Below are 12,457 nucleotides of genomic sequence, written 5' to 3'. Positions count from 1 at the left end.
CGACGTCAGCGCCAGCGGTACCGGGTTCAGCGGGGCCGACGCGACGGGCGCCGCCCGCTACCCATTGCCGATCTGCGACCGCGCCCGGTCGCAGATTGATAAGCAATGGCCATATCTTGCTCCATCCGCCGCCTGTTCGATCAGATGCGAATAGGCGACTGTTGGCGCGCGCTTCAAGCGGGGGCCCTACTGAGCGGACAACGTTTACGCTGATCGGTTGGTTGCGCAAGTTCGGCATCGAAGGGCATGGGTCCTCGCCTAGCGAGTCAGGCCGATGACCTGGAGGTTTCCGAGGCGACCGCATCTGGTGCGGGAAAGTCGCATCCAATGCGACCCCCGTCCGTTACACCGAGCGTGACGATCAAGGGCGCGGCCGGCATCCACGTGGTCTCCGGGGTGGCGCTGCTACGGCCAGAAGAGCAGGTGTTCGAGGCGATGCTCGACGGCTGGCAGGCCCAGCAGACGGCGCGGAACCTGTCGTTGGCCACGATCGCGGCGCGGCTGCGGGTGATCCGGGCGTTCGCCGAGCACGTCAACAGCTACCCGTGGCAGTGGCTGCCGCAAATGATCGACGAGTGGAGCACCGACCTGCGGGCGGTGCGCGGGCTGGCCCGCTCAACGCTGCGCGGCTACCAGGAGGCCGTGCGGCTGTTCTGCGAGTACCTCACCGACCCGGCCTATGGCTGGGCGGGCGAGTGCCAGCGACGGTTCGGCTCACACCCGGTGCAGGTCTGCCACGAGTGGAACACCGCGGTGCACGTGCAGAGCAACGAGTCCGATCCCCGCAAACGCGCGTTCACCGTCGACGAACTCCAGGCGCTGTTCGACCATGCCGACGAGCAGGTCATGCGGATCCGCGGCGCCGGCCGCAAGGGTTGGCTACCGGCGTTCCGGGACGCGACGCTGCTGAAGACCGCATACGCCTACGGGCTACGCCGCAACGAGGCCCGGATGCTCGACGTCGTCGACTTCAGCACCAACCCGCACGCCCCCGAGTTCGGTGATCTCGGCGTCTGCCACGTGCGGCACGGCAAGGCCATGGCCGGCTCCGCGCCGAAACGGCGCAGCGTCCTGACCATCTGGCCGTGGGGCGAGGACATCCTGCGGCAGTGGATCACCGAGGTGCGCCCGCTGCTGGCCCACGATGGCAACCCGGCCTTGTGGCCGTCCGAGCGCCGCGACCGCATCGGCCTGCAACGGATCAACAGCCAACTCACCACCTACCGCAACGCGCTCGGCCTCGGTCCAGGTCTGGACTTCCACTCGCTGCGCCGCTCCTACGTCACCCATCTGATCGAGGCCGGCTGGGATCCGCTGTTCGTGCAGCAACAGGCCGGCCACGAACACGCCTCCACCACCTCGATCTACACCTGCGTCTCCTCCGACTTCCGCACCCGCACGCTGCGAGCCGCGTTGGACCAGACCATGGGCCAAGCCCTCCCTGGAGCGACCGGATGAAACGCCAAGTCACCTACCAGTGGCGACTGCGACAGGTCATGGCCGAGCACCACATGTTCGCCACCACCGAACTGGTGCCGCTGCTCTCCGAGCGCGGGATCACCCTGTCCGCGTCCCAGGTGCACCGCTTGGTATCCGGCACACCCGAGCGGCTGTCGCTGGCGGTTCTCGCCGCGCTGTGCGACATCTTCGACACCACCCCTGCGTGCCTGATCACCACCAGCGCCGAGAACCTCGCACCCCGGCGCATCGCCGCGGTTGGCGAGCCCGCCACCGGGAACCCGCAGGCGATCCGCCCCAAGCGGGCGACACTGCGCTCCAGACCATGACCGGCACGGAGATCGTGTGCGGTGACTGCGGTACCGTGCCGCCGGGCCGCCCCGGCCGGCGACCGCTCTGTCCGGCCTGCAAGCTCAACCGGCGCATCACCCTGCTACTCGACGACGGCACCGGCCACATCCGTCCCGCACTGCGACCGCTGGCGACCGCGCTACGCAACGCCCCGAACCTGTCCACGTCAAGGCTGTGGCTCTACAAACCCCAGGCCGCCGAACTGCTGACCGCACTCGCAACGGGCCGCGTCCCGCTCAGCCACGACGGGCTCTCCACCTGGCCACGCCCGGGCGCCGCCCGCCACCTGCGCCACCGGCTGATCGCCTACGGCATCCTGCCCCCGGTCGACCCGAGCCGGGCCGACATCGAGTCCTGGCTGCGCCACCGTCTTGCCCAACTCAGCGAGCACCCTCACGAGCAGGTACTTCGCCAATACGCGCTCTGGCATCAACTCCCCCGGCTGCGGGCCACGGCAGCCAGCCGGCCGCTGCGCTCTACCGCGAAGCCCTACGCCACCCAGCAGTTCACCCAGGCCCAACTCTTCCTGACCTGGCTACACGACAACGGCATCGAACCGGCCGCGCTCACCCAGTCCCAACTCGACACCTGGTACGCCGCCCACCGCGTCCACCAGCGCTACCGGGTACGCGGCTTCCTCACCTGGGCCACCTCGCATGGGCACCTCCCCTGCGGCTTGGTCGTCCACCAGGTCACGTTCAAACCCGGCACCACGATCACCCAGCAGCGCCGGCTCGAACTACTCCGCCACTACCTCACCGACGACGCCGTGGCGCTACCAGCGCGGGTCGCAGCCGTGCTGATACTGCTCTACGCCCAACCACTCAGCCGAATACACCGGCTCACCCGCGACGACCTGCTCACCATTGACGGCACCCCACACCTGCGCCTGGGCGACCCGCCGAGCCCTCTACCAAACCCGGCCGCGCACCTGCTTCACCGCCTGGTCGACGAAGGCGGCAGCGGGAGTCAGTGGCTGTTCCCCGGCCGCCTGCCCGACCAACCCGTCGCCTACGCCACCCTGCACCGCCGACTGCGCGGGTCGGGATTCCCGCTCGGTGAGGCCCGAATCTCAGCGCTCCGCCAACTCGTGCTGCAGGCGCCCGCACCGGTCATCGCCGACGCGCTCGGGTTCCACCAGACCACCACGACCCGCCAACACGCCAACGCCGGCGCGACCTGGAGCCGCTACCCCGCCAACCGCAACACTCAGTGACGGGGAAGATCAGCCACCTGCCCGTCACTACGCACGCGAGCGGCGAGTCGGACGATTCGTTGCGGCCAGCTCAAATATGACCCAAGTCACAAAATCGCCGCTCGTGGGGCTTACTGAGTTCCTAGCGTTCCTCGTCTGGGTTGCGTCCTTGACCGGGCTGACATCGCCCAGTAGGCCGGCACGGCGCCTCCTGGTAGCTGTCGAAGCACGTGGACTTTATGGAGCTGACTCGCCTCCTGGGGATGATCAATGCTGGTAAGACGCGGCTCGTTCAGCGGTCCGGCTTTGAATACCGTGACCGCATGCCCGAGTTGATTCTGCCGACTATCCGCCTGCACGCCGCGTTCTTGGATTGCCGCGACGACTGGGGCCCTGGCCTCCACGAGGACGGCTTCGGCCTGGGGGCCGACGACGATGTGGACTCGCCCGCAGGCTTCGCTGCTTGGGTGCGCGAGCGGGTCCGAATGGCCCATCCGGCCGGCGATCCGTGCCCGGACGAACAGCACGGCTCACCCCGGTGGATCGTCGAGAACGGCCACGTCCTCGGGGGAATCGCCCTCCGGCACAAGTTCGACGACGAAATCGGCCAGATCGGCTACGGCGTGCGGCCGTCCGCGCGCCGCCGAGGATTGGCGAGTTGGGCACTCGGCGAGATGCTCGCGGAGGCTCGCGTCGTCCTGGGCCTAGATCGCGTCCTCATCCCTTGTCTGGCCGACAACATCGCGTCGGCCCGGACGATCGAACACAACGGCGGCGTCCTCGAGGGCATCCGCGACACCGAGCACGGTCCAGTGAGGCGCTACTGGATCGCCTTAGATCGGTGATAGGTCACGCGTACCCCACGGCAACCCGGCCGAAGCCGAATCTAGGAACTACTCGTCTTAGGCCAGGGCGGTCCGGGAGGTGCGGACCGTGTTGGATGTGAAGCCGTACCGGGACGCGCTCGCGCTGCCGGGGTTGCGGCCTCTGCTGCTGGTCGCGATCCTGGCCCGGGTGCCGGTGGCGGCCACCGCCGTGGTGATGACGCTGCACGTCCTCGATCTAGGCCGCGGCTTTTTCGCCGCCGGGCTGGTGGGGGCTGCGATGACGGTCGGTTCGGCGCTCGGCGCGCCACTGCTCGGCCGGCTGGTCGACCGGCGTGGCCTGCGGCCGATGCTGCTGCTGACCACAGCGGTCTCGGCGCTGTTCTGGGCGACGGCGCCGGTCCTGCCGTACCCGGTGCTGCTCAGCGCCGCGTTCGTCGGCGGGTTGCTCACCCTCCCGGTCTTCTCCGTGGTCCGGCAGTCGATCGCCGCGCTGGTCCCGCCGACTGAGCGCCGTCAGGCGTACGCGCTGGACTCGATGTCGGTCGAACTCAGCTTCATGATCGGGCCTGCGGGGGCGGTGGCCCTGGCCACCAGTGTCTCGCCCACCCTGACCATGTACGGCGTCGGCGGCGGCATCGTGCTGGCCGGACTCACCCTGCTGGTGCTCAACCCGCCGACCCGGGCCCGGGACGAGGAGACGACGCCGGCACGGGCACTGCCCCGCCGGCAGTGGCTGACCCCACGGCTGATCGGGCTGCTCGCCGGTGGCGCGGCCAGCACACTGGTGATCGCCGGCATCGATGTGTCAGTGGTTGCGATGCTGCGTGACGCTGGCCAGGTCGACTGGACCGGCGTGGTGCTAGCGCTCTGGGCCTCGTGCTCCTTGATCGGCGGCTTCACCTACGGCGCGCTGTCCCGCTCGCTGCCGTCGCTGATCCTCACCCTGATCCTCGGTCTGGTCACCATTCCGATCGGCCTGGGCAGCGGCCAGTGGTGGCTGCTGGCCCTGATGCTGCTGCCGTCCGGAGCCTTCACCGCGCCAACCGTGGCGGCCACCGCCGACGCGGTGAGCCGGCTGGTGCCAGCGAGCGTGCGGGGTGAGGCGATGGGCCTGCACGGCTCGGCGATGGTGGTGGGAGTGGCGCTCGGCGCCCCGCTGGCCGGGGCAGTGATCGATGCCACCGCGCCAGCCTGGGGCTTCACCGCGACGGGCCTACTCGGCGCACTGATCGCGCTGGCGGTACTGCCGACCCAGTCGAGTCACCGACACTCCGAAGCCACGGCCGAACCCACCACAAACTCAACCGTCGCTCCCCGCTCGATTCCGCCCCCGCTCGATCATCGATCTAGGCGAGCCGAAGAACCGCCACCCGCAAACACACCTAAGCGAGCACCAGACCAGCCGTTCAATCACATGCTGTGACGGATCTTCCTTCGCAATCGGGCACTCGAACCAAACGAATACGCGATCTTGCCAGTTCATCACTACCTGTTCGGTCAGATGCGATGACGTGCTGGTTGGCAGGCGCTGCATCGACGGGTGCACTTGATCCAAACTTGCGTCGATGCCGGTTAGTGTGACCTCGTGCCATGATGGAAATCATGGGACGCATGCGGCTGGGCTGGGCCTCTGTGATGTTCTTCGTAGCGGGTGTGGCGTCTGCCCTTTGGGTTGTGTTCCTGATCAGTCAAGGCCTCGAGAAAGCCGACCAGTGGTCAAGTGTGGCCGCCTTCGGCGGCACGGTCGTGTTCGGCATCCTCGGCCTGGTGATGGCGCGGAGATCGGGGGATCCGGCCCAGGGGGCGTCCTTGCCCAACACGCCGGACACGCCAGACAGTGAAACGCTGCCGCCTCCCGGCGGCCAGAACATCAACGTCCACGGTGGCATCGCGCCGATCGTCGGTCCCGGCGGGACCCAGACCAACACCTTCAACACAACCCCCCCGGGTACGTGACAACGGAGCCCGAGCCCCCGCCAGAGACCAGCCAGCAGACCATCAACGTCTACGGTGGCATAGCACCGATCGCCGGCCCAGGCGCGAAACAGATCAATATTTTTCGCCACTACGGCCAGGTGGGCGCCTGGGGGCTGGCGGTGCTGTGCGCCGCTGGTGCCCTTACCGCGCCGCTCTACGCGCAGTCACTCGTGCGGTACAGCATCATGGTGGTCGGTGGCGGCCTGGCGGTTCTCTTCCTCGGGACCGGATTCCGCTCGGGAGCGTCGAAGGCGGCGAACATGGACGACAAATCAAGTGCCGCTGACGCCGCGAGGCTGCGCGAGCCCGCGCGGCAGCTGGCGATGGCAGTGCGCACCAAGGAACTCGACGGCCGTTCGGTCCTGCTACACAAGGGACCCTCCGAGCTCCCGGCGGACCTGACCTTCACCCCGGTCGAGACTGAGAACCTGCTCACCGGCCGGCCCGTCCGCGGCGAACTGCCGCCCGGTTCCCTGCGCGAGGTGGCGTCCTACTACCAGGCACTTCCGACGAAGCGCCTGGTAATTCTCGGCGAGCCGGGTGCCGGCAAGACAGTGCTCGCCACCGAGCTGATCATCCAGATCCTGGGGGCGGGGCTCGCACGCCAGGACTGGCCGGCCGGGCCCAACGCGGTGCCGATCCGGTTCAACCTGGCCAACTGGACCGACGGCGACCTGTCCGGCTTCCTTGCCCAGCAGCTTCACGTGCAGTACCAGGTGCCCCGCGACGACGCCGAGGAACTCGTCATCTCCGGGACGATCCTGCCGGTGCTCGACGGTCTCGACGAGATGGAGCCCGAACCGGGCAACCCGCTGGTCCGTGCCCAATGGGCGGTGGATCGGATCAACGACTACCACCGGTCGCATCCGGACACCGCCAGGGTGGTGCTGACCTGCCGGGACATGGTTCACCAGGCCTTGGACCGGCCGGTCATGGACGCCGCCGTCGTGCGGGTGCGTGCGCTGACCGTCGATCAGATCACCGAGTTCGTCAGCCAGCGACTCGCCGGCGACCGCGACGAGCAACAGCGGTGGCTTCCCGTGCTGAAATCGCTGCGGGCGGAACCGGCCGGAGCTGCCTACGACCTGCTGCGGACCCCGTGGCGGCTCACGCTCGCGCTGACCGCCGCAGCGGACGCCGATGCGCCGGATCCGGCCTCGCTGCTCGGCGAGACGGCGGGACGCTTTGAGGCGAAGCTGCTGGATGCCTTCCCGGCGGCAATGCTGAACCGCCGTCGCGAGGAACAGAAGATCGTCCGGCCGGGACAGCCGGACGGCTCCGGATCGAGTTTCACAGTGCCGGACGAGCACGCGCTGCGGCACTGGCTGCGGGTGCTAGCTCGCTACTCCAACTCCACCCTGGCCCTGCATACGATGTGGGCCATCGCCGGCCAGTACCTGGTTCGTCTCGTCCACCTGGTCATCCATCTGGCGTGTGCGCTGGCCTTCCTCGTCCCGTGCCTGCTCGCGATCATCGGCGGGGCGGGGCACGGCGGGCAGGCAGTCCGCGCTCTGTGGAACGGCTCCGCGCGGTTCACCGAGCAGCAGAAGGCCGCCCTGGTCTGGCTCGCCGGTGCCGGCGTCGTGCTGATCGTCTGGGCCGTGTGGCTCGCCATCACCCCCGCGCCCCGCCGGTCGAAGACGAGATCCGCGAACCACCGCAGCCGGGCGATGCGGCAGATGACCGGCAAGCAGCGCATCGCCGCGGCCGCCGAGATCAGCCTAGCGATCGGGGCGGCGCTGGGCCTGCTGGCCTGGCTGGTCGGCGGCTGGATGGCCGGCGCCATCGTGGGAGTCCTGGCCGCCCTCTTCTTCGGCCTAGTCATGGACAAGGTCCGCCTGGACAAGGGCCTGTCCGGCGGCACCGACCTGCGGCTCGCCTGGCAGAACGACCTGCTCCTTGCGCTGTTCTGCGCAGTGCTCGTCGGCACGGTCTTCCCGCTCTTGCTCAGCTATCCGCTGTGGGCCGGCGTGGTCATGGGCGCGATCATGGGCTTCGCTGGCGCTTTCGTGCTCAGTTTGCAAGCGTGGCTGCGCTACGTCATCGCCATGACGATCATGAAGTTTCGGGGTGACCTGCCGTGGCGGCTGGGCGCGTTCCTGGACTGGGCGTACCTGGCCGGGCTGATGCGGATCTCCGGGATCGGCTACCAGTTCCGTCACCGCCAGCTACGCGAGTGGTTCGCCCACGACGGCCTCGATCAGGACGGCCAGTCGAGCGTCGCCGCCGCCCGCTGAGCGTGGAAAGCGGTGATGGCGAGTAGTCCGGCGCCGGTCGCCGCGATCCAGGGCAGCGCCGCCTCGAACCACCCGGTGCCGAGGCGGGCCATCGCGAGGTCGGACACCACGAGCATCACCCGAATCTCGGTAGGGCCGACCCCGCCGCGCTTCAACCGGGTCGCCCCAGTCGCGACCGACTCCAGATGCGCGTTGACCAGGAACAACATGCACACCACCAGTAGCGCGGCAGCGGCGGGCCGCGCGCCGGGCAGCGCCACCAGGTAGCCGCCGAAGATCGCGGCGACGAAAACCGCGTCTAAGGGCTGTCTCGTAACTGGGTGCAGGCGTTGGCTGGTGCGGCGTCTGTGGTCACCAGGTCAGGGCAATGTTGTGGAGGTTGGCGATGCCGGAAGCGGCAGTGGTCAATGTGCGGGCGGCGCGGCGGTAGTCGCGAAGGATCTTCCAGTTCTTCATCCTGGCCAGGGTGTGTTCGACCTGCGCTCGGACGGTGCGGTGCTGGGCGTTCAGGTCCTGCTTCCAGACCGGTAGCGGGCTGCCGTCGCGGTTCTTGCGGTACGGGATAATCACCTCGGGGTTGCCGCGGTAGCCGCCGTCGGCCATGACGGGCCGTCCGGCCAACTTCTGGTCGATGCCGGAGGTCCGGTAGACGATCGTGTCGTTGCGGTTGCCCGGCTGGGGGTCGCCGACGCCGATGACCAGGCGCGTGCTGGCGTCGATGGCCACTTGCAGGTTCGTCGAGTACCGGTAGTTCTTGCTCGGCGCCGCGAGGCGGTGGTCCCGCGTCGGGATGAGGGTGCCGTCGACGATGGCGATCTGGTCGACCGGCCGGCGGCGCACAGGTGCGAGAACCAGCAGCGGGCCGAGGGTGTCGATGACTCGGTGCGCGGCGGAATGCGACACTCCGAACAGCGGGCCGATCTGCCGCATGGTCAGGTTCGTGCGCCAGTAGACGGCCACCAGCAGCACCCGGTCGGCCAGGTCGAGGGCCCACTGCCGGCCCGGCCGACCGTCAGCGATCCCGTCCCCGCCACGCTCGGCGACCAGGCGGACCAGCCTGCGGAACTGAGCGGGGGTCAGCCCTGTGAACGGGAGGATCCACTCCTGGTGGGCTGCCGAGATCACCTGCACCCACGCATCTTCGGCGATCGTCCTCAGCGGACATTTCCGGGGTGACGAGGAGTAAGCGCCTATCAGAGAGGACGACGTGAGCAGCCAGTACATCGTCATTACCGGGGGACCCGGAGCTGGCAAGACCATGCTGATCGACAGCTTGCGGCGTGCCGGTCACGCCTGCGTCGACGAAGCGGGGCGCCAGATCATCCAGGACCAGCTGTCGATCGGCGGCCTGGCGCTGCACACCGGGGACTCACGACTGTTCGCCGAGGTCATGCTCAGCTGGGAGATCCGCTCCTACCGCCAAGCCAGCCGGCATCCCGGACCCGTCTTCTTCGACCGGGGGATCCCGGACCTCGTCGGGCTACTACCTCCTACTCGGCCAGCCCGTTCCCGCGCACGTGACAGCCGCAGCACAGCTGTTCCGCTACCACCAGCGTGTGTTCATCGCCCCGCCCTGGCCGCGGATCTACACCACCGACAGCGAACGACACCAAGACTTCGCCGAAGCCGTGCGTACCCACGACGCGATGGTCGCCGCCTATACCCAACACGGCTACGAGCTCAGCACCCTGCCCCGCAGCGACGTCGCCTCGCGCGTCAAGTTCATCCAGCAACACACAGCAAGCATCGATCCCGAATCTCCTGGATCACCCCGCCTGAGCTGCCCCGAGTTACGAGACGTCCCTTAGGAAGTGGTCCATGTGATAGCCCCAGCGCACGTGGCCGGACTTCCGGATGCGGCCGACCTCGCCGTCCACCAGGTCGGTCAGGTACTGGGCTGCCACGAGCGTGGCTGTGACGGTCCACCAGTGGGCCGCGCTGGACGCGAAAGCCGCGACGGCGAGCGGCAGGGTGGCCATGGTGAGCGTGCGGGTGCCCACAAACCGGGGAACCCTGGCCGCCAGCCGGCGTTTCAGCGGCCGTTCGGCGAAGGACAGCAGAGAGGTCTCGGTGTTGCGGGTATGGGCGAACTTCATAAGGCGCAGTCCAGCGGGGTGGAGACGGCCAGGAGGTAGCCGTCGGCCGCATAGGTGACGGGGAAGGTCTGCCGCGCCCACGCCGCGATGGCCGGGTCGACGAATTTCGTCCGGTCCGGCGGGGCGAACAGGACACCCACGGCGCCGTCCGCGCCAGCGATAATCTCGGCGGTGGTGAGGTGGCCGCTGCTGATCCGGACCCGTGAGGTGTCGGCCAGCCAGGGCGGTGTGCGCAGGCCGGCACGGGCGGCGACCTCCTGATCGTCGGTGACCAGCACCGACCCGGAGGGCAGGGCGCGCAGGCAGCGCAGCATGGCGCTGGTCTCCAGGCGCGAACTGACCGGCAGTGTCAGAGCCTGCACTACGCAGATCAGCGCCAGCGCCGCTGTCGTCACCACCTGCGCTCTTGGACGCAGGAGCGCGAAGAAGCCAGCGGCGATGATCACGGCACCCGGAGCGACGAACAGCAGCAAATGGTGCTCGAAGATCGGCCGGTGCACGCCCGCGAAGACCACCCCCGTGGTTCCCCACATCACGAGCACGATCACTGGGAGACGCCGCGCCCGGGGCAGACGACGCAAGCATAGGAAAGTCCCGACTCCGGACAGCAGCCCGAACGGCACGATCCACAGAGCGAGCATGGTGATCGCAGCGCCGGGGACTGGCTGTCCCTGGGCGTCCGCCGCGGTCAGGTGCAGCGCGACAACTTGATCCCATGCCTGCTTCGGCGGACTGGTCACGATCAGTACCAGAGCGCTCACCGCCACGGCCGCAGCTGACACCGACGCGAGAGCAGCCAGCCGCCGGCACGCCAACGCCGCCATCACGAGCAGGGCGGGTATCACAACCACCGCGATAAGCTTCATGGCCAGGGCCACGCCCAGCAGCGTCCCGGAGGCAATCCACCAGCGCGGCCGTCCCCGCAGGGCGCAGACCACCGACCAGGTGACCAGAGCTGCGGTGGGCAGGTCGGCCCCGAACTGGAAGCAGTAGCGCTGCACGGGCGGCAGCAGCGCTACCAGCAGGGCTGCGGCCATCCCGGCGTACCGGCCGGCGAGTGCGCCGCCTAGCAAACCGGCTCCGGCGGAGAGCAGCACCGCCCAGCCGCCGGTGAGCACCCGAGCCGCCCCTTCCCCGCCGTCCAACGCGAACGGCAGCGCGGACAGCCACGCATAAAGCGGAGGCTGCGCGAAGAACACCTCCGAGTACGGCTGGTACCCGTCGGCTACTGCCAGCGCGGTCTGCCAGTACACCCCGTCGTCGTAGTCGAGCCGTACGGCCTGCCGCTGGCTCGCCCGCATCAGAATGGTCGCGAGGACAGCGACGCTGGTAGTGGCCAGCATGCTGCGTGCCGTGGCGGAGATATTCACGGGCAGGACTCTAGTAATCCCCTTAACCCAGGCCTTAGCTAGAGGTATTAGGCATCGCTCGGCTGCCTACGAAGGCGGCCCGTCCAGTCAGACCGTAGCCGCCTCGAACGTCGCAGGGAACAGAGCTTCCATACGCAGCTCGTGCGCGCACTCGCCGGCAGGTGGATCTCCTCTGTCCCGGTCTTCGCTGTGCCTCCCCTCCGAAAAACCAGCGGGTCGCCTAACGACCGGGGCACCAGAAGAGCCCGGATCTCGGGTAGAGGGCATCAGGCGTCGTCGCGGCCGGACACGCTACAGTGCCAGCCATCAGGGCGCGAGAGGATGGTCAGGGCCCTCGCGGAACTGGGCGTCGCGGTTGACTCCCAGGAGGCTAATGCGGCGCTGTTCAACTGGATGGGGAGCCGCAGCCTGAAGTGGCCGCGGTAGCCGCCGTTCAAATCCTCTCGGCAACGCCGTGGATATCGTCTCGGAAGCCGCCGTTCACTAGCCCGGCTCCTGGCTCCTCACGTCGAAAATCCGCGGAACACTCCGGCCGGATCCACCGCTTCGGCAAACTCGAAAATGTCCATGTTTGCAATCGAGAGGTTGTTCTCGATGCTCCACATCTGCGCCGGTACGACCCGGAACCAGCGACCTGGCTCGTGAAGTAGATCCAGCGCGACAAGCGACGTTTCCGAGTCGGTGACCGTGACGTTGTCGACGAGGAACAGGAAGCTGCGGTAGGTCAGCCTCGGGAGCGCCGCCACCTGCTCAGGGGACAGATCAGCGAACGCTGAGTCGCTGACAAAGGACAGGCTCGCCGCGAATCCATCGACCGAGGGCGCGACACTCGCCGCACGCACTGCGTCCCAGGCTCCCTCGTCGGTGAAATCGGTACGGAGCACCAGCGCGCATGGCGTGTCCGGCAGGGTCAACATCGATGCAGTCTTGCAGAGCAGCGGGATGG

General features: G+C 68.3%; 13 protein-coding genes and 1 pseudogene. 9 read left to right on the top strand and 5 right to left on the bottom strand.

All coding sequences use genetic code 11. The annotated features are described in order from the left end of the window. Nucleotides 1-423 precede the first annotated feature (423 nt). From GA0070619_RS08440 to GA0070619_RS08410, 7 genes are all read left to right on the top strand, one after another. Entirely contained in the window at nt 424-1,458 is a 1,035-nt protein-coding gene (locus GA0070619_RS08440) for a tyrosine-type recombinase/integrase (protein ID WP_406085352.1), read from the top strand. Next, nucleotides 1,455-1,787: a helix-turn-helix domain-containing protein gene (locus tag GA0070619_RS08435; RefSeq protein ID WP_088947546.1), complete on the top strand. Its 333-nt coding sequence runs from the start codon at nt 1,455-1,457 to the stop codon at nt 1,785-1,787. The genes GA0070619_RS08440 and GA0070619_RS08435 overlap by 4 nt, the downstream gene beginning before the upstream one ends. Beyond that, nucleotides 1,784-3,025, top strand: coding sequence for a hypothetical protein (locus GA0070619_RS33320; protein ID WP_088947545.1), 1,242 nt, complete (start codon nt 1,784-1,786; stop codon nt 3,023-3,025). Before GA0070619_RS08435 ends, GA0070619_RS33320 begins: the two co-directional genes overlap by 4 nt. A gap of 302 nt (nt 3,026-3,327) precedes the next feature. Then, the gene (locus tag GA0070619_RS08425; protein ID WP_088951644.1) at nt 3,328-3,849 is read left to right on the top strand and encodes a GNAT family N-acetyltransferase; all 522 of its coding nucleotides are present in this window, start codon (nt 3,328-3,330) and stop codon (nt 3,847-3,849) included. Between the two features lie 97 nt (nt 3,850-3,946). Then, nucleotides 3,947-5,254: an MFS transporter gene (locus GA0070619_RS08420; protein WP_167493757.1), complete on the top strand. Its 1,308-nt coding sequence runs from the start codon at nt 3,947-3,949 to the stop codon at nt 5,252-5,254. Between the two features lie 167 nt (nt 5,255-5,421). After that, nucleotides 5,422-5,787 (top strand): hypothetical protein, encoded by a 366-nt coding sequence (locus tag GA0070619_RS08415; protein WP_088947544.1) that lies wholly within the window; start codon nt 5,422-5,424, stop codon nt 5,785-5,787. Next, nucleotides 5,784-8,045 carry an NACHT domain-containing protein gene (locus GA0070619_RS08410; protein ID WP_157743936.1) on the top strand — a complete coding sequence of 754 codons (2,262 nt, stop codon included), beginning with the start codon at nt 5,784-5,786 and terminating at the stop codon, nt 8,043-8,045. Before GA0070619_RS08415 ends, GA0070619_RS08410 begins: the two co-directional genes overlap by 4 nt. Here the strand turns inward: GA0070619_RS08410 and GA0070619_RS08405 are convergent. Both GA0070619_RS08405 and GA0070619_RS08400 read right to left on the bottom strand, forming a co-directional pair. Continuing rightward, nucleotides 8,009-8,254 carry a hypothetical protein gene (locus tag GA0070619_RS08405; protein ID WP_157743935.1) on the bottom strand — a complete coding sequence of 82 codons (246 nt, stop codon included), beginning with the start codon at nt 8,252-8,254 and terminating at the stop codon, nt 8,009-8,011. The genes GA0070619_RS08410 and GA0070619_RS08405 overlap by 37 nt on opposite strands. A gap of 142 nt (nt 8,255-8,396) precedes the next feature. Continuing rightward, on the bottom strand, nt 8,397-9,176 hold the full coding sequence (locus GA0070619_RS08400; protein WP_088947541.1) for a transposase family protein: 780 nt from the start codon (nt 9,174-9,176) through the stop codon (nt 8,397-8,399). A gap of 127 nt (nt 9,177-9,303) precedes the next feature. On the opposite strand from GA0070619_RS08400, the pseudogene GA0070619_RS34050 reads away from it, so the two are divergent. Next, nucleotides 9,304-9,462 (top strand): annotated as a pseudogene (locus tag GA0070619_RS34050) (hypothetical protein); the annotation flags it as partial. Between the two features lie 16 nt (nt 9,463-9,478). Further along, entirely contained in the window at nt 9,479-9,853 is a 375-nt protein-coding gene (locus tag GA0070619_RS34045) for an AAA family ATPase (protein ID WP_462686455.1), read from the top strand. On the opposite strand, the gene GA0070619_RS08390 is transcribed toward GA0070619_RS34045, so the two are convergent. The 3 genes from GA0070619_RS08390 to GA0070619_RS08380 form a co-directional block, all read right to left on the bottom strand. After that, the gene (locus GA0070619_RS08390) at nt 9,836-10,141 is read right to left on the bottom strand and encodes a hypothetical protein (RefSeq protein ID WP_088947540.1); all 306 of its coding nucleotides are present in this window, start codon (nt 10,139-10,141) and stop codon (nt 9,836-9,838) included. The two genes, GA0070619_RS34045 and GA0070619_RS08390, sit on opposite strands and share 18 nt — an antisense overlap. After that, a complete protein-coding gene (locus GA0070619_RS08385) occupies nt 10,138-11,511 on the bottom strand; it encodes a glycosyltransferase family 39 protein (protein WP_157743934.1) in 1,374 nt (457 codons plus the stop codon). The genes GA0070619_RS08390 and GA0070619_RS08385 overlap by 4 nt, the downstream gene beginning before the upstream one ends. Nucleotides 11,512-12,014: 503 nt before the next feature. After that, nucleotides 12,015-12,428 (bottom strand): DUF6924 domain-containing protein, encoded by a 414-nt coding sequence (locus tag GA0070619_RS08380; RefSeq protein ID WP_197699608.1) that lies wholly within the window; start codon nt 12,426-12,428, stop codon nt 12,015-12,017. Nucleotides 12,429-12,457: the final 29 nt, after the last annotated feature.

Source organism: Micromonospora zamorensis (assembly GCF_900090275.1).
Lineage (GTDB): Bacteria > Actinomycetota > Actinomycetes > Mycobacteriales > Micromonosporaceae > Micromonospora > Micromonospora zamorensis.
This window is presented reverse-complemented; position numbering and strand designations above follow the sequence as displayed.